Origin of the sequence: Sphingomonas beigongshangi (genome assembly GCF_016820445.1) — a bacterium.
Lineage (GTDB): Bacteria > Pseudomonadota > Alphaproteobacteria > Sphingomonadales > Sphingomonadaceae > Sphingomonas > Sphingomonas beigongshangi.
Genome location: NZ_JADHDT010000005.1, coordinates 236,269 through 252,090 on the forward strand (window position 1 = coordinate 236,269; position 15,822 = coordinate 252,090).

Annotated in this window: 27 protein-coding genes; 6 read left to right on the forward strand and 21 right to left on the reverse strand. The window is 62.6% G+C overall.

The window, feature by feature from the left end; translation table 11 throughout:
• Positions 1 to 143 precede the first annotated feature (143 nt).
• Positions 144 to 542, reverse strand: coding sequence for a lysozyme inhibitor LprI family protein (locus tag IQ292_RS10790; RefSeq protein WP_203310309.1), 399 nt, complete (start codon positions 540 to 542; stop codon positions 144 to 146).
• 815 nt (positions 543 to 1,357) lie between these two features.
• Between IQ292_RS10790 and IQ292_RS10795 the strand changes: the two genes are divergently transcribed.
• Positions 1,358 to 1,819 carry a VOC family protein gene (locus IQ292_RS10795; protein WP_203310310.1) on the forward strand — a complete coding sequence of 154 codons (462 nt, stop codon included), beginning with the start codon at positions 1,358 to 1,360 and terminating at the stop codon, positions 1,817 to 1,819.
• 75 nt (positions 1,820 to 1,894) lie between these two features.
• Here IQ292_RS10795 and IQ292_RS10800 read toward each other — a convergent pair whose 3' ends face one another.
• Together IQ292_RS10800 and IQ292_RS10805 are read right to left on the reverse strand one after the other, a co-directional pair.
• Complete coding sequence (locus IQ292_RS10800) at positions 1,895 to 3,163, reverse strand: Y-family DNA polymerase (RefSeq protein ID WP_203310311.1); 1,269 nt, start codon at positions 3,161 to 3,163, stop codon at positions 1,895 to 1,897.
• The gene (locus tag IQ292_RS10805; protein ID WP_203310312.1) at positions 3,160 to 3,588 is read right to left on the reverse strand and encodes a LexA family protein; all 429 of its coding nucleotides are present in this window, start codon (positions 3,586 to 3,588) and stop codon (positions 3,160 to 3,162) included. Before IQ292_RS10805 ends, IQ292_RS10800 begins: the two co-directional genes overlap by 4 nt.
• Positions 3,589 to 3,706: 118 nt before the next feature.
• Here IQ292_RS10805 and IQ292_RS10810 point away from each other — a divergent pair, with 118 nt between their 5' ends.
• Together IQ292_RS10810 and IQ292_RS10815 are read left to right on the forward strand one after the other, a co-directional pair.
• Positions 3,707 to 4,084 carry a hypothetical protein gene (locus IQ292_RS10810; protein WP_203310313.1) on the forward strand — a complete coding sequence of 126 codons (378 nt, stop codon included), beginning with the start codon at positions 3,707 to 3,709 and terminating at the stop codon, positions 4,082 to 4,084.
• An 88-nt stretch (positions 4,085 to 4,172) separates the two neighbouring features.
• The gene (locus IQ292_RS10815) at positions 4,173 to 4,367 is read left to right on the forward strand and encodes a hypothetical protein (protein ID WP_203310314.1); all 195 of its coding nucleotides are present in this window, start codon (positions 4,173 to 4,175) and stop codon (positions 4,365 to 4,367) included.
• Between the two features lie 44 nt (positions 4,368 to 4,411).
• On the opposite strand, the gene IQ292_RS10820 is transcribed toward IQ292_RS10815, so the two are convergent.
• On the reverse strand, positions 4,412 to 5,041 hold the full coding sequence (locus tag IQ292_RS10820) for a hypothetical protein (RefSeq protein WP_203310315.1): 630 nt from the start codon (positions 5,039 to 5,041) through the stop codon (positions 4,412 to 4,414).
• Positions 5,042 to 5,184: 143 nt separating this feature from the next.
• On the opposite strand from IQ292_RS10820, the gene IQ292_RS17915 reads away from it, so the two are divergent.
• On the forward strand, positions 5,185 to 5,697 hold the full coding sequence (locus IQ292_RS17915; RefSeq protein ID WP_420853680.1) for an SH3 domain-containing protein: 513 nt from the start codon (positions 5,185 to 5,187) through the stop codon (positions 5,695 to 5,697).
• 26 nt (positions 5,698 to 5,723) lie between these two features.
• On the opposite strand, the gene IQ292_RS10830 is transcribed toward IQ292_RS17915, so the two are convergent.
• Complete coding sequence (locus IQ292_RS10830; protein ID WP_203310317.1) at positions 5,724 to 5,999, reverse strand: hypothetical protein; 276 nt, start codon at positions 5,997 to 5,999, stop codon at positions 5,724 to 5,726.
• 24 nt (positions 6,000 to 6,023) lie between these two features.
• On the opposite strand from IQ292_RS10830, the gene IQ292_RS10835 reads away from it, so the two are divergent.
• Positions 6,024 to 6,458, forward strand: a complete 435-nt coding sequence (locus tag IQ292_RS10835; RefSeq protein ID WP_203310318.1) for an HIRAN domain-containing protein — start codon at positions 6,024 to 6,026, stop codon at positions 6,456 to 6,458.
• Positions 6,459 to 6,653: 195 nt separating this feature from the next.
• Here IQ292_RS10835 and IQ292_RS10840 read toward each other — a convergent pair whose 3' ends face one another.
• The 3 genes from IQ292_RS10840 to IQ292_RS10850 form a co-directional block, all read right to left on the reverse strand.
• Positions 6,654 to 7,670, reverse strand: coding sequence for a HupA family protein (locus IQ292_RS10840; protein ID WP_203310319.1), 1,017 nt, complete (start codon positions 7,668 to 7,670; stop codon positions 6,654 to 6,656).
• Positions 7,671 to 7,885: 215 nt separating this feature from the next.
• Positions 7,886 to 8,149 (reverse strand): hypothetical protein, encoded by a 264-nt coding sequence (locus tag IQ292_RS10845; protein ID WP_203310320.1) that lies wholly within the window; start codon positions 8,147 to 8,149, stop codon positions 7,886 to 7,888.
• On the reverse strand, positions 8,149 to 8,367 hold the full coding sequence (locus IQ292_RS10850; protein WP_203310321.1) for a hypothetical protein: 219 nt from the start codon (positions 8,365 to 8,367) through the stop codon (positions 8,149 to 8,151). The genes IQ292_RS10845 and IQ292_RS10850 overlap by 1 nt, the downstream gene beginning before the upstream one ends.
• A 69-nt stretch (positions 8,368 to 8,436) precedes the next feature.
• Here IQ292_RS10850 and IQ292_RS10855 point away from each other — a divergent pair, with 69 nt between their 5' ends.
• Entirely contained in the window at positions 8,437 to 9,237 is an 801-nt protein-coding gene (locus IQ292_RS10855) for a PDZ domain-containing protein (protein WP_203310322.1), read from the forward strand.
• A gap of 5 nt (positions 9,238 to 9,242) precedes the next feature.
• On the opposite strand, the gene IQ292_RS10860 is transcribed toward IQ292_RS10855, so the two are convergent.
• The 13 genes from IQ292_RS10860 to IQ292_RS10920 form a co-directional block, all read right to left on the reverse strand.
• Positions 9,243 to 9,938 carry a hypothetical protein gene (locus IQ292_RS10860; RefSeq protein ID WP_203310323.1) on the reverse strand — a complete coding sequence of 232 codons (696 nt, stop codon included), beginning with the start codon at positions 9,936 to 9,938 and terminating at the stop codon, positions 9,243 to 9,245.
• The gene (locus tag IQ292_RS10865) at positions 9,929 to 10,387 is read right to left on the reverse strand and encodes a GNAT family N-acetyltransferase (RefSeq protein ID WP_203310324.1); all 459 of its coding nucleotides are present in this window, start codon (positions 10,385 to 10,387) and stop codon (positions 9,929 to 9,931) included. The genes IQ292_RS10860 and IQ292_RS10865 overlap by 10 nt, the downstream gene beginning before the upstream one ends.
• 232 nt (positions 10,388 to 10,619) lie before the next feature.
• Positions 10,620 to 10,787, reverse strand: coding sequence for a hypothetical protein (locus IQ292_RS10870; protein ID WP_203310325.1), 168 nt, complete (start codon positions 10,785 to 10,787; stop codon positions 10,620 to 10,622).
• A gap of 276 nt (positions 10,788 to 11,063) precedes the next feature.
• Positions 11,064 to 11,279, reverse strand: a complete 216-nt coding sequence (locus IQ292_RS10875; protein WP_203310326.1) for a hypothetical protein — start codon at positions 11,277 to 11,279, stop codon at positions 11,064 to 11,066.
• Positions 11,266 to 11,478 (reverse strand): hypothetical protein, encoded by a 213-nt coding sequence (locus IQ292_RS10880; protein ID WP_203310327.1) that lies wholly within the window; start codon positions 11,476 to 11,478, stop codon positions 11,266 to 11,268. The genes IQ292_RS10875 and IQ292_RS10880 overlap by 14 nt, the downstream gene beginning before the upstream one ends.
• Positions 11,475 to 11,657: a hypothetical protein gene (locus IQ292_RS10885; RefSeq protein WP_203310328.1), complete on the reverse strand. Its 183-nt coding sequence runs from the start codon at positions 11,655 to 11,657 to the stop codon at positions 11,475 to 11,477. The genes IQ292_RS10880 and IQ292_RS10885 overlap by 4 nt, the downstream gene beginning before the upstream one ends.
• Positions 11,654 to 12,091: a DUF5681 domain-containing protein gene (locus IQ292_RS10890; protein WP_338057624.1), complete on the reverse strand. Its 438-nt coding sequence runs from the start codon at positions 12,089 to 12,091 to the stop codon at positions 11,654 to 11,656. Before IQ292_RS10890 ends, IQ292_RS10885 begins: the two co-directional genes overlap by 4 nt.
• Positions 12,091 to 13,617, reverse strand: a complete 1,527-nt coding sequence (locus IQ292_RS10895; protein ID WP_203310329.1) for an AAA family ATPase — start codon at positions 13,615 to 13,617, stop codon at positions 12,091 to 12,093. Before IQ292_RS10895 ends, IQ292_RS10890 begins: the two co-directional genes overlap by 1 nt.
• Positions 13,614 to 14,633, reverse strand: coding sequence for a DUF7146 domain-containing protein (locus tag IQ292_RS10900; RefSeq protein ID WP_203310330.1), 1,020 nt, complete (start codon positions 14,631 to 14,633; stop codon positions 13,614 to 13,616). Before IQ292_RS10900 ends, IQ292_RS10895 begins: the two co-directional genes overlap by 4 nt.
• Positions 14,623 to 14,916, reverse strand: coding sequence for a hypothetical protein (locus IQ292_RS10905; RefSeq protein ID WP_203310331.1), 294 nt, complete (start codon positions 14,914 to 14,916; stop codon positions 14,623 to 14,625). Before IQ292_RS10905 ends, IQ292_RS10900 begins: the two co-directional genes overlap by 11 nt.
• Positions 14,913 to 15,170: a hypothetical protein gene (locus IQ292_RS10910; protein WP_203310332.1), complete on the reverse strand. Its 258-nt coding sequence runs from the start codon at positions 15,168 to 15,170 to the stop codon at positions 14,913 to 14,915. Before IQ292_RS10910 ends, IQ292_RS10905 begins: the two co-directional genes overlap by 4 nt.
• Positions 15,167 to 15,484: a MarR family transcriptional regulator gene (locus IQ292_RS10915; protein ID WP_203310333.1), complete on the reverse strand. Its 318-nt coding sequence runs from the start codon at positions 15,482 to 15,484 to the stop codon at positions 15,167 to 15,169. The genes IQ292_RS10910 and IQ292_RS10915 overlap by 4 nt, the downstream gene beginning before the upstream one ends.
• A complete protein-coding gene (locus IQ292_RS10920; RefSeq protein WP_203310334.1) occupies positions 15,481 to 15,678 on the reverse strand; it encodes a hypothetical protein in 198 nt (65 codons plus the stop codon). Before IQ292_RS10920 ends, IQ292_RS10915 begins: the two co-directional genes overlap by 4 nt.
• Positions 15,679 to 15,822 lie beyond the last annotated feature (144 nt).

Genomic DNA, 15,822 nt, shown 5'->3' on the forward strand with positions numbered 1-15,822 from the left:
AGTGTGAACATATTTTGGGAGAGGCGATGCCTTTGGCGCGTTTCGGCACGGTCAGAAAGGCCGCTTCCACGATACGGGTCGGTTTTTTGGGAAGGGTGACGAAGCTTGGCCGCCCAACAAAATGGGAAAATATGTCGGCGTCCTCACCCGTCCCGAAACCCGGCAGCTATGTCCTGAAGCTGCTTGATCCGCGCCAAGGTCAGTTCCGTTTCGCACCGGCTGGCAATTATCGCTTGAAGGGACCCGCCTTGAGCATAGTCACTTTCTAGTTCACATTGAGCATCGCGATACTTCAGCCATGCACGCTGAGCGTTCTTCAGGTCTTGCACGGCAGCGGGTGCGCCCCGTCTTTGGTTGGGGACAAACGCCCGATCCGCTTCGCTGGCAGCCTTGAGCACGTCCGGCCACCGCCGATTTAGCTCAGCATCCGCTCGGTCATAAGCACCTGTCCAACATTGCGCGATTTCGACGTCGCCACCTGCGTTGTCACATGGGGAAGTGGGAACCGGTTTGGCTTGAAGCAGAAGAGCAGCCAACAACATGATGCTATCCCTATTCTTGCGACTGACGCGAAGGCCACCATATCTGATTAGTGTATTTCGACAACGCCTCCGCTTTCCCGAAACCCGATCGTTTTTGGGAAATGGCGGTGCTACGAGATGTCGGCTAAGGCCCTCGGCGTCCCCGTAAGCAGACATTCCACTTTCCTCCCAATAGCGGACGTTCGCGGCGGAGACGTCCTTCGCCCTGGTCACGAATATCGCGGCGGCAGGGGAGCCGCGGTACCCGCTTCGGAGCTACCCGTACCCAATCGAGCCACAGGCGATGACTCGTTTGTCATTGGTGCAGGATGTGACCTGCAGATAACAGCGGCCCATACTTCGAGGAAACGATGGCTATGGTACGGCTCGCCTTCTCAATTGCTGCTGGTCTGCTCCTGACGTCCGCCGCGCAGGCCGGCTCAAGCTCCTCCCGCCCGGCCTGCATGATGACCGTGCTCGCCCCGACGCGCGCCATCGAAAATCCGAAAGCCACGATGGCAAAAGGAACGTCGTGGGGGCCAGCTACGCAGATGCGGACGAATCTGGCTGACGGACATGTAAGCTACTGTGCGCACGGCGATTACTGCTACCCGGCAGATCATCTTCGCTTTGTCACACCCTGCACACCTGACGCGTCGCCAATGGCAGCTGTTGGCCAAGATGGCGATCGAACCTACGGCCTGCACGGGTAGCTCTGCCGTCGCGCCGCTAGTCAGCCGCTTGCCAGCGATCGGTACCCGCTCGCGCTATGGCGCTACCCAACGTCCGCATCCGGCCACTTGCGTACTGTCTGCGGCGGCCGCACACGTTCGATCATGACTGACGCCGCAAACGTAATTGCCTTGGACCACGTAGGCTTCGCTGTGTCGTCGTTGGACACGGCCGTCCAGTTCTGGACAGAGGCGCTCGATTTTACCCTTGAGCGACAATCGGAGATGGGCGGCGACTTCCTGCACCAGGTGACAGGTGTCGTTGACCCGAAGGTGCGTACAGCGATTGTCAGGGCACCCGACGGCTTCTTGGTCGAATTGTTAGAATATTCGACTGGGTTGCAGAACGGGACGGTTTCCGACAGCGCAGGCTCGATCGGAGCGGCCCATCTAGCTCTGACCGTTACAGATATTCATGCCGCCATCGCCCGTGTCGAGGCGGCAGGATGGAGAGCAAAGGGGAGACCGCTGCCGATCCCTGGTGGTCCACGCATGGGAACCTTGGTGGTCTACGTGTCGGGCCCCGATCATGTCACGATAGAATTTATGCAGCCGTCAGGCAGTTAATGGGCTGGCAGCAACTTCCCTCCCAATAGCGGACATTAGGAGCCGCTTACGGGTCGATCTCCGCATGATGCCGACCTATGCTTTCACTGTGGGCACCTCGGCCAGCCTTGTTGTCCAAGCAGGGGAGCGCATTGCAGAGCGCAGCTTCCACTCGCGCTTAAATCCCTGCGACGCCGTGACTGCGGTCCACTTGCCGAACTTGCCATTGATCTCGTCGAGCGCGCTCATCAGCCGATCACGTCTTGCGGTGTCGCCTTCGAACAGCGTGCGGGGGCGGCGGTCGGCGGCGAAGAGGTCGTCCAGCATGACGCCGGCCTTCGTATACGCGTAACCATCTCGCCAGGCTCGTTCAGCACCGCGACGGGCAGCAGCGATCAGCTCCAGGCTGTCATTGGTCATCGGGTGCAACGTCACCGTGCGCGATCCGGCGTATTGAGGCCGCTCAGGCTTGTGACGGTTGGTGTGGAAGAAGATGGTCAGTCGGGCAGCAACGAGGCCATGCTGCCGCAGCTTCTCGCCAGCACGCATGGCATATTGGCTAAGCGCGCCCATCATCAGATCGAACGTCGTCACCGGCGTCCCGAAGGAGCGGGTCACCGCCATGCCTTTCCTCTGCGGCTCGACCATCTCCACCGCAGCGGAGGGCACCCCGCGCAACTCGGCGACTAAGCGCTCCAGCACGACGGTGCCGACCGCCCGTGCCTGCTTCATGGGCATGTCGCGCAGCATGCCGGCCGTCGTGATGCCGAGGTCGTTTAGCTTTCGCGCCGTAGCGCCGCCGATACCCCACACATCCTCAACGGGGAACGCCTGCATCACCTCATGCCGGAGCCGCTCGTCGCGAAGATCGGCCACGCCGTCAAAGCTGGGGTTCTTCTTGGCGGCGGCGTTCGCCAGCTTCGCCAGCGTCTTGGTTTCCGCGATCCCCACGCACGTCGGGATCGTCGTCCACCGGCGCACCTGATCGCGCATCTTGTGGGCGTGAGCGACAAGGTCCCGGTCTTCGAAGCCGGCGAGGTCGAGGAACGTCTCGTCTATCGAATAGATCTCAAAGTCGCGGGCGAACGCCTCGCACGCGGCGAGTACGCGGCGCTGCATGTCGCCGTACAGCGTGTAATTGGACGACAGGACCCGGATGTGATGCCGGCGTACGAGGTCACGCAGGTGGTGGATGGGATCACCCATCTTGATGCCCAACGCCTTTGCTTCGGCAGATCGAGCAATGGCACAGCCGTCGTTGTTGGAGAGCACGATGACGGGCGCCCCGACCAGGCTGGCGTCGAACGCCCGTTCGCACGAGACGTAATAGTTGTTGCAGTCGATCAGCGCGATTGGCGTGCTCATGGAGCGACGCGGCGGGCGACGGCGACGACGACACCCCAGATCTCGACAAACTCATCGACGAGGATGTGCGGGTAGCCCTCCGTTTCGGGCACCAGCCAGTGCCGCCCGTCCATGTAACGCAGGCGCTTCAACGTCCGCTCGCCATGCACCAGCGCGACCACGATCGATCCCGCGCGGGCGGTCTTGGCGCGATTGACGACGATCAGGTCACCGTCGTTGATGCCGATGCCGGACATGGAATGCCCATCGACGCGCATGGTGTAGCTCGCCGCGGGATGCTCGACGAGCCAGGCGCCCAGATCGATCGGCTCTTCCATGTCGTCCTGCGCCGGCGACGGAAACCCGGCGGGCGTTCGAAGCAGGAGCAGGGGCGTCTCACGCGGGACAAGCTCATAGGGTATTTCGTGCAGGCGCAGCGTGTTCATCTCGAATCCTCAGTCGCGCGCATTGTAACGCCCGCCGGAACGAAAACGGAACATAGAATCGAAACAGCTTGTCGCATGGCCGTCTCGCGTCTCGTCTGGTCCGCGCTATGCCGGTCAAATGACCGCTCAACGCCACGCCATCCTCATCACCCTGGCATTGATGATGTCCGCCTGTGCAGCCGCACCAGCGATCGACGGGCCAGTTGGCATCGGTCAGACGGCGGTGGTCGGTGGACTGCACGTGCATCCCGATCGGGTGATCGAAGACAGCCGATGCCCCGTCGGCGTCACATGCGTATGGGTGGGCTGGGTCGTTCTGCGCGCGACCGTCAGCGGCGGTTCTTGGTCGAAGCCCATGAACCTTATTCTCAGCGTCCCGGCCGATGTCGCCGACGGTACGCTTACACTCGTCTCAGTCACGCCAGCTCGCAAGAAGGGCGAGACGGCGCGTACCACGCCCTCTCGCTTCGCATTTCAATTCCAGCGCGGACTGTAACGACGGAAATGAGGCGTTCGCCGCGTTGACGACGCGTCGCGAGCGTCGCAGCATCGCGCAACCCGATAATCGGGTGGGAGAATGTCAGATGCGCAAGCTGTTCTTCGCCGCCGCCACACTGAGCCTCATGGCAGGCGCCCCTGTGTTCGCCGCGCCCTGCAAAGACGCGAAAACCGGAAAGTTCATCAAATGTCCTCCGAAGGCCGCCGCAAAGGCCGTTCGGTGTAAGGACGCGAAGGGCAAGTTTGCGAAGTGCGGCACACCTGGCGCCAAGCCGATGTAGCATTGCGGGGGGAGCGGCGATCAGTCGGCGCCGCTCCCTTCAATTTACTTTTTTGCGGGCGTGGTCGGCGCCGTCGCAGAAACCTTCAAAGGAGCTTCCACAGCCGCTGGCGCAACGGGCGCCACGACCATCGGGGCAGGCGCGCCGCCGGCAAACGCGACAGGCACGTCCTCGTCAATGAAGCCCGTAACTGGTGCACCGAGCGGAATATTGGCGCTGGTTCCCGTCATGAAGAAGCCTGCGACAGGAAGCACGGCTATCGCACCAACCACACCGGCAGTTCCGGTTGTGCCTTTATCGTCGAGTTGCCCACTCATGCGGATCTGACGACCGTTGGCACGAACATAGAGCACCCGCGCGTTGATACGCCCCGACTTGCCCCACATCCCCTTGTTGCGAACCTCGGTAACTTCACCCGTCGCTGGGCTGCCGACCGGAATGACGACCACGCCGTTGACCATGACTGGCTCGGCAACTTCCATCTGAAAACGCTGACCGACCTTCAGCTTCTTTCCGTTCGTCGTCAGGCTTTCCGCCATCTTCAAAGGCACTGACGTACCGGACCGGAGTACGGCAGCATCAGGTGCACCCGCCACGATTGGCGCCCCGGTTTGAGCGCCAGCCGGCATGGCAACGATCGCCGCCGTTGCCAGCGCACGCACAAAAATATCCATGAACTTCTCCCCTGGTCTGATTCGACTGCCCCCAGTCGCTACAATGAAAGGACCGTGTAGAACTTTGTTCGTCAAGCATAATCGCTTGCACGCTGTGACCATCAAGGGACATGCTGTGAGAGTAACGAGAATCAGGGGTCGCAATGCGGTACGCCATCGGGGCAATATTGCTCCTTTTCGGATCTATCTGCTCACAAGCTCACGCCACGACTACGGCAAGGAACGTGAACTGTAGGGCGCGGCCTATGACATCCGCTAGGGTCGTTGCCCGGCTTCAGGCGGGAACTAGGGTGGCTGTCATGGAGCGGCGGTCTTCGTGGGCGCGGGTGCTGCATACAGGCCGTGGCTGCTGGGTCAGCGCTCGGTATCTTTCGGAACAAGGTGCGGCAGAAGCAAACCGCGTGAGCTTGGCCGAAGTGCGATCGGTATCTAGGCCAAGGGGGCTCACCGCCGCCCGACTGCGCCACCACGTGCCCAGGTTGAGCAAATGGGGCGGCCACGGTCATCGCGCGGCCAGAAGATACAGCCGTTCGCGTCGCATCCCCAGCTACAGCTACGGTGGCTCATGCCCATGTTCAGGCCGCAATATCTGTATCGGCCCGCGGGGCGGCCGGTACTGCATCACGTCCGGCGGAAACAAGCGGTACGGAGTTTGAGGCACAGGGATGTGCCACGTCGTTGGTCAATCTTTGGCAGTCAGCGGCACTGACGACCGTGCCTGGCGCGGCTGGTCGTCATCGAGCGGACGCGGGACGTCTTGGTTGACGTGTCGTGTAGCGTAAAGCCGGCGCAGGATCAGCGCGAGATCACTTTCGGTAAGCCGCGAGGCCGGGTCGATCAACATGCCCTCGGGCAGTGGCTCGACCCATGCCGCAAGGCGATTGCATGCCGCTGCAAGTTCGGGATCGTACGCGTCGTCGAAGGCTGCCATCTCTTGAACGTAGGCCTTCCGGCTCATGCGGCAAGCCTCTAAGCCGGCGGAATGCAGGAGCTAACTCTGGCCGTTGTCGGCATCGACTTCCAAAACGAGGACGGCAGCAATCGTCGATCGGAGGCGATGATGACCCTACCTGGCGAGCCCGTCGAGCTGGTCCCGGAGCCCAAGAACAAGCACGACAGCAATGCCATAGCGGTGATCAGCCCGCGCGGGGTACAGATCGGATACGTGAACGCCGAGCGCGCACCCTACATTGGCAGCCGCGTGTCCCGTGGTGAGGACGTCGAGGCTATTTTTCAGGGGATGGACGGCGGCGCGGCGTTCATTCGTGTGCGGTTCGGAGGCGGAGCGCCGACGCTCCCGTCCTTTCCGCCGAAGGCTGCCACGTCATCGCGACCGCACAGACCGGCGCGACGAACGGGGCCTTACGATCCGCACGCGTTTTACCCCGACGAAGAGGGGCCGGAGTTTGGGGCGTGACACGTCGGTGGCCTAGATCGATCAAGCACTCGCCTGACCGGTGGTGGCTCGAGGGGCGGTGGTCATCCAATCACCGGCCGTCGATTCCTAGTCGTCCGGCTTTGGTCGTTCCGGCACGCATACCCAGCTTCTCGGCGCGTCGCGGTCCGCTAGCAACGTGCGCCGCCAGACAAGCGGCAAAGCAACTTACAATCACTATAGGGCATAGGGATCGCGGATCCCGACGGCCGCGCCTACTGCGGCCTGCGTCCCGTCGTTCGCCACAAAGGTGACCACCAATTCGTCGGCATTGGGGCCTACGAACATGAGGTGGAATTGACCGGCGACCCGACCTGAGGTGTTGAGGCTGCCGTTGGAAAAGGAGCCGGTTGCCGCGTTACCCGCAATCGAGCCATTTAGCGGTAAGCTGCCGATTCCACCAACCATGTTCTTGTAGAAATTCTGACCAGACAAACCTACAGATCCCGAGATTTGTCCCGTGCCAAAATCAACACTTATATAGTTGCCGGAGCTTGATGAGAGAAACCATAGATCGGTATCTGTCGCGTAATTACCTGATGATAGGATAGTGAAATTTACAACCCCTGAGCTAGGCATCGCGGCAACTGGGGTCGCTGGGCCATATCCAAAATAGTCGAGGCGTGTTGTCCGGGTGGATCCATTTACGACAGTGTGCTGCCAGCCCGCCGAGCCAGCGTATTTTGCCGATGTGTAGCCGCTTCCCTTAACGCTCGATGTGTATGTAGTGCGCTGATAAAGGGCCAAATAGTCTTCAATTGCACCCGATGTGTTTATAAATAGCACTTCGCCGTTGCCGTTTGGATAGGTTGAATCACCTGAAAGCTGACGACTGCCGAACATGGCGGACGTGAGGGCGTCGGTAAGAAAGTAGCCATTGGACGGGCTATAGCTGGCTTGGAACTGTGGTGTGTCGATCGTTGTCACTCTATCGGCGGTAGAACCTCCCGTGATGATCCCATTGGTTTGGCTTACCCCTCCCATGGTAGTCAGGCTCAGGGTTGCTGCCAGGAACGTGCTTCCAATCGCCGGCTTAACCTCGCCGGTATTCAAGGCTCCTGAACTAGGGTTAGGTGTCGGTGTCGGTGTCGGCGCTGTTCCGCCCGCGACAGTGGACGCTGAATTGCCGCCATCGCCGCCACATGCGCTGAGCAACGCCAATGCTGCCAATGGCAGGCCACCAAACCGACGCATTACTAACCCCCTCACCAGATATGCCAGTTGGATGCCACGCTACGTCAGGTCAATCTAGCTACCATTTTAGCGGTGATCGGTAGCTGGTTGCGAGCAAGCCCTGAATTTCAGGCCTGACCCGCTAAGCTGGAGGATTGGTCAATTTATACCCTCTGCCCAAACGTCTCGTTGATCGGGGGCGGCAGGGCAGTCACCGCGTGATCGACATGCGTCCGCTAGTCGTCGGCCATCAGCCGTTCCGACAAGTTCATCCAGTTTCTCGCCGCGTCACGGTCAGCCGGATCCTTGAATGCAACGTCTAGATCGGGGGCGGCGCCGAGCGCATGCATGAGCGTCCACAGAGCGAACCTGCGTGAGCGATCTTTCTCAAGCCCTAGGTCGACACGCATGTGCTCCAACCCGGCGGCGAGAGCTGATGCAGGCACGGCCGCGAGGTCGTTGGTGCCGAAGTAGCGGCGGAGTTGATCGTCCAGGTCCATCAGCGAATGCCAAACCCCGCCCTGCTATTTTCGCCATCGTCGAACCGATCGCGGACGGCCAGCACGTTCTCAAGCTGATCCAGCGTATGCGGCGCGTCGAGGTGCTCCGCCCCGAGGAACAGGCGCGATCCTTCGCCTTCGGGCACGGCGTGGGTCAGCTTGTCGATGTCCACCAGCGCCTTGCCGTCTGGCAGGATGTCAATCTGCACGAAGCGCATAATATTCCTCGCAATCGAATTGATGCCCCCAGCGTGTCACCGATACGATGCGTTCCCGAGGGGATGAACATGTACAAGATTGCGCCAGCCATAGCTGTGGCCTGTGTCTCGGTCTGGGCGTCGCCAGCGGCGGCGGACGATTATGCGAAGTTCTATCAAGCCGCACCGGTGGGATCGGTGGCGCTGCTGCCGTCTACAACGCCGCCGGAGCTGTTGCCTAGCACGGGCGATCTGAATGCCGATCGCTTGCGCCTCTGGCAGCAGGGTTACGGCATGGTCGGTGCGTCGTCCTTCAATGGCACCGTCCGCGATCCGGCCAAGGCTTTGAAGTTCGCGCGTCAGATCCGCGCTCGATATGTGATTGTTGCCAGTGGCGACGTTGCAGAGACGCGAGCAGAGGTCCCGTTCACGATGCCGACGGTCACGCAGTCAACCACCAATGGCAACGTCGAGATGCATGGGCCGGGCGGCCAAGTCGGCGGAACGTTCGGGGCGAGAACGACAACGACTGGCACGCAGACGACGGGAATCCCATTCACCGTTCGGCGGGCCGACCAGGTGGCCGCGTTCTTCTGCGCTGTGGAACGGAAGGGCAGTGGAGTATTCGGGCGCGCGCTTGATGATGCCGAGCGCGTCACCTTGGGGACCAACAGAGGGCTGAAGGTCCTTTCGGTGCGAGACGGTTCGCCGGCCTATGAGGCGGACATCGTGCCGGGCGACGTAATTACGACGGTGAACGGTCAGCCTTTCGCGCTGGACGCCTGGAACGCGGCGATGAGGCGGCCCCCAGGTGAGGCCGCCTCAATCGGGATCAGCCGCAGCGGCGCGATCAGGACCGTCTCTGTCAAAATCCCGGCAGGCTGGAACTAACCGATTTAGTAGATGCCGTCCGAACCCAACACGCCATAGGCCTTCCTGCCACCGCCAAGCACGCCGCCGCCGTAACTGGAGCTAAAGCCTTGCCCAGTGCCGTAGGCTGACAGGGCGTTGAAGAGGCCGCCGCTGATCGAGGCCGCGTTCGACATGGCTGCACGGGACTGAATATCGGCCGAGATATTATTGTTGTTCGACACAGCGTTAGCGTAATTCTGGCCGTTGCCCGCCAGTGCCGACGCCGCGTTCAGCCCGACGCCTTGCTGCGTCTGAAGATTGCCGAGGTAATTGCCGAATTCATTCGACGCGAAGGTCTGACCATATTTCAAGATGGCCTTCTGCGCCGCGCCGCTGTCTAGCAGGCCTTTACCGCCAAGCGCTGCCGTGACGGCGCGCTGGCCCTCGTTGAAGCGCGACGTATATTCAGTTGAGCCTTTGTAAGCGTCGAAGGCCGAATTTGCCGCCGTGGTGTCGCCGCCCAGCCCGAGCAGCGCCTCGATCGACTGTGTCGCCTTTGTGCCGGTGTTGACGTACGGCTGCAGCGTTTCCTTGTTCTGATTGTAAATGTTCGTTTGAAGCGCATTGTTGGCGGCAGCGGTGTCCCGCGCTGTCTTCGCCGCTTTGTTGCTGGCGGATATGTTGGCGACAGCGGAAATGCCGGAAGCGGCAACCGCCCCGATCGCAATGGCTAGCGGCATTGGTAGTACTCCAACACGAAGGTTTCGTAGTCAGCAGGCTCGGCACCTGGATATGCGGCGTGCCGCGACACACCTTCGCTCTTGAACCCAAGCCAGCGGTTAAACATGCGGCAGGCGCGGTTCTCGACCGGCGTCTCCGCCCAGATCAGGCGCGCGCGGAACTCGCCGAACATGCGGGCCAGCATCTCGCGCGACGCGCGCAAAGCCCACTGTCCGCGGCCTTCCGGCAGGAAGAAGTCGTGCGCTGCGTAGACGCCGGGGCCGGTGCGATGGAAAAGCGCGCCGCCATGCTCGCCGAGCAATGCGATGTTGCGGGGGTCAGCGATCAGAGCCGAAACGTCGACCCGATCAGCACCCAGGCCGACGCCGGGTAGAACGGACGGATGATTGCAGATCACGTTGATTGCGGAAGCGTCCAGTGCGCGATCAACCAAGGCTTCGCTAGACATCAGTGGGTGACCGCAGCCATCGGGGTTCGATCCGGCGCAACGAGCTGGCTTAGGGCCGTCCATCCTTGGGGACTTTCGGTAAGGCAGCGGAGATTTGGGCCGAGAACGTTCAGCCGATTGGCAGCGTCCTCGATGCTGACGTCAGCGTGGTGCGCCAACTTCGTGCAAAATAGGCCGACACAGGACAGGTGCGTCAGGAAGGCGAGCACGTCGGGCGGAAGGTCAGCCGTGTTCACGCCGCCACCTTGCTCAGCTCTGCCCGAAGCGCGGCGCGGGCGAACTCGGCGACGCTCATGCCTTGCGACACGGCGGCATGCTGAACGCGATCGAGCAGCCCAGCATTGATGCGGAAATGGATTGCCTCTGAATGAGTCAGGCGGCGCTTTGCGCGCGTGTTCATGATGCTTGTCCCGAAGAAAGCCGACTCTCGGCGACTGATCTAAGCGGGCATCTGCGCCACGCGCTCCAATGGAGCCTTTGTTCGGTCTAGCCGAACCATGAAGGCCGCTATCCGGTCTTCGGGTCTATGCGGTCTATCCGCCTTTCATCAGCAATCGGGTGCTGACGATCTGCTATCGCTTATAGTACATCTATGTCTGCACTACAACACAATTGTCTATCAGTTGTCTCACGCGTGATATTCGTCGTCGCGTAGACTGACTGGCAAAATTGCGGGCTACCCGTATTTTGCTAGGTTCGCAGCGGCCTCGGCCACAGTTTCTGGTGCTGCTTCAATCGCTGCCAATAATACCACGAAGGACTGTACTGGCTGAAAGCGGCCCTGCTCGACGTCTTTGATAACGCCGTAGGGCAGGGCGAAGCGCTCCGCGAACGCGCGTTGTGTCAGCCTCAGACGGCAGCGCAGGCGGTATAGCCGCTTAGCCGCGGTCATTTGCCCAACCCTTGCTATCGGCAGCCGTCAGCGCCACGAGCTCGACGAAGAAGATGTCTTCGCCGTCGGCGATGCGGTCACGCCCGTATAGATCGATCGCCTCGAGGTCCGTCTGATAGTCTGCCTTCAGTATGACGTGCCGGCGGGCAACCGTCGCCGTCTCGCCCTCCAGCCTCTCCACGCGTGTTTCGAGCTTCATCGAATCGTCCTTCCGTCATCAAGAGCAGCCAGGGCCGCGACCAGCGCGGGGGCAGGGGCGAGGGCTTTCCAATCGACCGGCTCGCCTGCATCGGCGGCGGCGAGCGCATCGATCACTCTTCCGATTCCGGCATGTCCGTGCCGCTCCTCCAGCGAGCGGACGCGCTGACGTATGTTCATGCCTCCGCTCCCCGCGCTTCCAGAGCGGCAACCCGCGCTTCCAGATCGCCCGCTTCGACGATCGTCTTGTGAGCGGTCAGCAGCGACATCACCGCGCCCGCTTCGCCCGGTGTCACATCACCCGTCGCCACCGCGGCTAGCACCGCCGATGATGCTGCCACCGCATCGGCCGCGGAAGCGATCGGCGGCAATTCGATGGTGATCGGTGCATCCTTCCGGGCTGGGGCGAGCCGATCGAGGCATAGGCGCAGGGCGACAGTGTCCCCCTCCAGCGCTTTATCGATGGCTGTCTGCGTCAGGGCGACATGTTGTCCTTCCAGCAGCGCCTCCATCGCGCGTGTGACCATCGAGCGGGCGCCCTTAGGCTTGCCGGGGTTTCCGGGTTTGAACCGGCCGTCCCCCGTTTTTTCGGACGCATTACGGGGTGTGGTCATCAGTCAATTCCTTCGAAAGGATCGTCGGGGATCGGATCGGCGACAGCCTCGCCAGGTGCGAGGATCGGCCGGAAAGCAGGGTTGCCGGCAGGGAACATGACCCGCGGTGCGCGACCGCCCGCCCCACCTTGCCCTACCTTCACGCAGGCCTTCGCGCCGCCTGCCCCACCCACTTCCCCTAAAGGGGGGGAAGTGGGGCGGGGCGCTTGCGGTGCCCCACCTTGCCCCACTCCAACCGCCCCACCTCGCGAAAGTGGGGCGCCTGCTTGATCGGCCCATTCGCCCACCTCGACGAAGGGCTTATCCTCGCGCTTCACGGGATCGCGTCGGTTGACGACGACCAGCGCGCCATTGGTGATCCACGTGCGGACAAGGCGGCCAATGCGCTTGCGGTCACTGTTGTCGTTCTTGCTGGCGTCGAGCCCGAGCGCGTCGGCGACGGCATACCCAACCCAATCCTTCGCCTGCACGCTCTCTTTCCAGGAGCCGCCGTCGATCCGACGCTGCACCCGAAGGAGATGATCGGCGGTCAGCCCCTCGAATGCGTCGGGCGGCGTCCAGCGGATGACGACGCCCACGTTATCGCCGTAGTCGCCATAGGGGTCATCGGGGCCCGTCGAATTGCCGACATCCTGTGATGCAATCCTAAACCATTCCGCGTTGGCAGCAGGGGCACGATTGGACTTGTCGTCCTGGACGGTGAACAGGCGCCGCCGCTCGCCCTCGTCGGTGATCCCGAACGTCTCAGCCTCGCGAGGATCCATGCGATTGAGGACCAGCGTAACGCGCGCAGCCGCGATCAACGAACTGCCCCCGCGGGCTGACTCGGAAGACACCTTCTCGCCGCCCAGCTTCCGGCTGTGGTGGACGAGGACGATTGCACAGTTTGCGCGCTTGGCGATCCGAGCCCAGGTCTTTGCAACAGCGTCGATCGCGCCGTTGTCATTCTCGTTGACGCTGTGCGACGAGACGAACGGGTCGATGACCAACACGTCAACCTTGCGGGCAAGTAGCTCGGCGACCAAGGCTTCCACAACCGGCACGGCCACCTGAAAGCCAGCCTCGCCCTCCAGTGCAATGCACAGTTCGGCCCCCTCAGGCCCGCTGTCGACGAAGATACGGGAGTCGCATTCTGCGGCAGACACGGCATGGAACAGAGCCGCAGCGGTCAGCTGCATCTCCAACTCGCCGAGGCTGTCTTCAAGGTTCCAATACCATACGGTCTTCGGGCCGCCCCAGCTCGTCTTGCCAAGGATGTCTTCCCTACCGCTGGCAAGGGCGAGCATCATCGACGCGACGAACGAGGATTTGCCGACACCGCCTGGTGCGACGATGGCTGTCACCGTCTCGCGCAGCAGCCACCGGCCCCAAACCCAAGGTCGGCGGGGCAGTGTCTTGGCGTTGGGCCAACGGAATGGGCTGGCTTTGATCTCGACAGGCCGCACGAAGGTCCGACCGCTATCGAGCGGCACCGGCGCGAAAGGCCGGGCATCGTCGAAGCGCTGCTGGAAGGAGGCGGCGTTCATGACCGCACCCCCATCAGCTCGGCGTTGAAGTCCTTGTACCCCGCCGCCGGCCGCATGACCCGGGTGGCGAGGCCGCGGGACGTGAACGCCGCCGCCGCCTTACCCGCTGCGGCTTGTCCGGCGGCGTCCCCGTCGGCGCCGATAACGACGGCGCGCGTGACGTTGGGGAACACCATCTGCGGCAGCATCGAGGTGCCGGCCGCGACCCAAACCGAGCGGCCGAGCGCTTGGGCGATCGTCAGGCCATCTTCGAGGCCTTCGGTCACGATCATGCTGGCGGACGGCGGCCCAAGCTGGATCGCGCCGCCGACGACGTTGCCGAGGCTGTATTTCACCTTCGGCTTGCGGTCCGTCTCGGTGGGCTTCGTTGCCGCCTTCTCGCCCTTTTCAGTGAGATAGGTGCGTTGGAGCCCGACAAGCTGGCCAGCGGCGTCCGTGACGATCGCGATGAGCGCGGGAAGCGGGTCGGTGCCATTGGCGTTGACCAGCCCGTTGCCCTCGATCTGCGGCGGCGCGATACGGGCGAAGCGCAGCGTGTGCGGCGGGTCCATGGTGATGCCGCGCGACCGCAGATAAACAGCGGCGGGCGTCCCCTCGATGGGCGACGAGGCGTCGACAATGCGCTGCGCGACTCGCCGGAGATCGGCCTTGGGCTTCGCCGGCGCACGCTGCTGCTCCAGCTCGCGCAAGGCGCCGCCGTCGAGCATTTCGATCGCCGACAGCAGCTTCACGCCATAGGCCTGCTTCACGAAGTCCAGCACGTCACCCGACCAGCCACAGCCGAAGCAATGCGCCCGGCGATCATCGGCGTAGATCGTGAAGGACGGCGTGCGGTCGGGGTGGAACGGGCAACATGCCTTCCACTCCCGCCCGGCACGCTGCAGCTTCACCCCTGCCTTGGTCGCGACGCCCGACAGCGGGAAACGGTCTTGGATGCTGTTGACGATGCGGGACAGCTCCGCATCATCGATGCGGCGGCTCCGACGCCCGTGCGCGGAAAACGGATCAGAACTCATCACGTCCTCCCATCGGTTTGGCATTGGCACGCTGGTCGGCCAATGCCCCGTCGCAGATCTCGACATCGCACCCGCCCATGTAGACGTCGCGGTTCAGCGCGAAGGCCGCGGCGATGGCATCGACGCCATTCGCATATGGGCCGGAGAAGTGGCCCCAGCTATTGCCGGACGGGCTTTCGTGCCCGACCTGAAAGCCGGTCTCCTTGTCGCCCATCACGACCACGGTGCCACGGAACGGCAGGGTGGGAAGGGGGCGGCGTAGCGGCAGGATGCAGGCGGTCATCGGCCACCTCCGTTCTCGGGCAGATCGCACACCGGATGGAACCGGCGAGGTCGTTTGCCATCCGCGTGAATCGCGAGGATCAGGCCGGACCGCTTCGCGCTTTCGACTGCGACGCGCACGGCGGCCGGATACGGCCGGGCGGTTGCCAAGCGATCAAGGAAGTGCGAGCGACCATCGCGCAGCACGCGCCGGACAACACACCAGCGCGGCCCCTCGACCTGTCGCAACACGATCATGATGGTGGACGCCGTCATGCTGCATCCTCTTGGCGATACTCAGGCAGCGTCCAGACGACGGCGCGCTTGCCGGTCACGTTCCGACGCCTAAGGCCACTGTCGACGATCAGGCCCTTCGCCTTAAGCTCGCTCGTGCGGGGCTGCACCGTCCACCGGTCCATGCCCATGGCCGCCGCTAGCTCGTCGGCGGTATAGCCGTCAGCGCCGACGGCGCGGATGTGCGCCAACGCCAACTGCTGTAGGCGCCCGCACTTCGATTGCATCGCCTCGGCTGCCTCGCGGCTAGTGTCGGCGTCACCCTTGAAGCCGGGCTCGCTCGGGTATTTGCTCATGCGTCGCCTCCGTCGGCGAGAGGGGGAAGGCCGTGCTTGTTCAGCAGGATGCGCAGCCAGTTGGCCTGCTTCTCCGTCGGCGGGTTGGCGTCGAAGGCGAGGCCGCCCAAGAACTGACCCTCACGAGGCCGAAGGTTGGCGCCGCTGGTCAGCACCGCCATTGCGGCGGCGCGGTGATCGGAGAAAGCGATCATGCCATCTCTCCCCAAATCAGCGGGCAGATCAGTCGCGCTCGCGGTCCAGCGATCCCGAACAGTGTGGACAATCGTTGAAGACGAAGGAGAGAAGTGGTATCTGCGTCGCTGCTGCTGATGTAATTCGTGGTGCCCCGCGGACCC

Excerpts from the sequence above, each read along its gene's own strand:
- IQ292_RS10880 (WP_203310327.1), bottom strand. The coding sequence starts at position 11,478 with ATGAAGCTCGAAACACGCGTGGAGAGGCTGGAGGGCGAGACGGCGACG.
- IQ292_RS10805 (WP_203310312.1), bottom strand. The coding sequence starts at position 3,588 with ATGAACACGCTGCGCCTGCACGAAATACCCTATGAGCTTGTCCCGCGT.
- IQ292_RS10920 (WP_203310334.1), bottom strand. The coding sequence starts at position 15,678 with ATGATCGCTTTCTCCGATCACCGCGCCGCCGCAATGGCGGTGCTGACC.
- IQ292_RS10890 (WP_338057624.1), bottom strand. The coding sequence starts at position 12,091 with ATGACCACACCCCGTAATGCGTCCGAAAAAACGGGGGACGGCCGGTTC.
- IQ292_RS10835 (WP_203310318.1), top strand. The coding sequence starts at position 6,024 with ATGCAGGAGCTAACTCTGGCCGTTGTCGGCATCGACTTCCAAAACGAG.
- IQ292_RS10875 (WP_203310326.1), bottom strand. The coding sequence starts at position 11,279 with ATGACCGCGGCTAAGCGGCTATACCGCCTGCGCTGCCGTCTGAGGCTG.
- IQ292_RS10815 (WP_203310314.1), top strand. The coding sequence starts at position 4,173 with ATGCGCAAGCTGTTCTTCGCCGCCGCCACACTGAGCCTCATGGCAGGC.
- IQ292_RS10865 (WP_203310324.1), bottom strand. The coding sequence starts at position 10,387 with ATGTCTAGCGAAGCCTTGGTTGATCGCGCACTGGACGCTTCCGCAATC.
- IQ292_RS17915 (WP_420853680.1), top strand. The coding sequence starts at position 5,185 with ATGCGGTACGCCATCGGGGCAATATTGCTCCTTTTCGGATCTATCTGC.
- IQ292_RS10795 (WP_203310310.1), top strand. The coding sequence starts at position 1,358 with ATGACTGACGCCGCAAACGTAATTGCCTTGGACCACGTAGGCTTCGCT.
- IQ292_RS10850 (WP_203310321.1), bottom strand. The coding sequence starts at position 8,367 with ATGCGCTTCGTGCAGATTGACATCCTGCCAGACGGCAAGGCGCTGGTG.
- IQ292_RS10800 (WP_203310311.1), bottom strand. The coding sequence starts at position 3,163 with ATGAGCACGCCAATCGCGCTGATCGACTGCAACAACTATTACGTCTCG.
- IQ292_RS10885 (WP_203310328.1), bottom strand. The coding sequence starts at position 11,657 with ATGAACATACGTCAGCGCGTCCGCTCGCTGGAGGAGCGGCACGGACAT.
- IQ292_RS10810 (WP_203310313.1), top strand. The coding sequence starts at position 3,707 with ATGACCGCTCAACGCCACGCCATCCTCATCACCCTGGCATTGATGATG.
- IQ292_RS10840 (WP_203310319.1), bottom strand. The coding sequence starts at position 7,670 with ATGCGTCGGTTTGGTGGCCTGCCATTGGCAGCATTGGCGTTGCTCAGC.
- IQ292_RS10830 (WP_203310317.1), bottom strand. The coding sequence starts at position 5,999 with ATGAGCCGGAAGGCCTACGTTCAAGAGATGGCAGCCTTCGACGACGCG.
- IQ292_RS10790 (WP_203310309.1), bottom strand. The coding sequence starts at position 542 with ATGTTGTTGGCTGCTCTTCTGCTTCAAGCCAAACCGGTTCCCACTTCC.
- IQ292_RS10870 (WP_203310325.1), bottom strand. The coding sequence starts at position 10,787 with ATGAACACGCGCGCAAAGCGCCGCCTGACTCATTCAGAGGCAATCCAT.
- IQ292_RS10895 (WP_203310329.1), bottom strand. The coding sequence starts at position 13,617 with ATGAACGCCGCCTCCTTCCAGCAGCGCTTCGACGATGCCCGGCCTTTC.
- IQ292_RS10820 (WP_203310315.1), bottom strand. The coding sequence starts at position 5,041 with ATGGATATTTTTGTGCGTGCGCTGGCAACGGCGGCGATCGTTGCCATG.
- IQ292_RS10905 (WP_203310331.1), bottom strand. The coding sequence starts at position 14,916 with ATGACCGCCTGCATCCTGCCGCTACGCCGCCCCCTTCCCACCCTGCCG.
- IQ292_RS10860 (WP_203310323.1), bottom strand. The coding sequence starts at position 9,938 with ATGCCGCTAGCCATTGCGATCGGGGCGGTTGCCGCTTCCGGCATTTCC.
- IQ292_RS10845 (WP_203310320.1), bottom strand. The coding sequence starts at position 8,149 with ATGGACCTGGACGATCAACTCCGCCGCTACTTCGGCACCAACGACCTC.
- IQ292_RS10900 (WP_203310330.1), bottom strand. The coding sequence starts at position 14,633 with ATGAGTTCTGATCCGTTTTCCGCGCACGGGCGTCGGAGCCGCCGCATC.
- IQ292_RS10855 (WP_203310322.1), top strand. The coding sequence starts at position 8,437 with ATGTACAAGATTGCGCCAGCCATAGCTGTGGCCTGTGTCTCGGTCTGG.
- IQ292_RS10910 (WP_203310332.1), bottom strand. The coding sequence starts at position 15,170 with ATGACGGCGTCCACCATCATGATCGTGTTGCGACAGGTCGAGGGGCCG.
- IQ292_RS10915 (WP_203310333.1), bottom strand. The coding sequence starts at position 15,484 with ATGAGCAAATACCCGAGCGAGCCCGGCTTCAAGGGTGACGCCGACACT.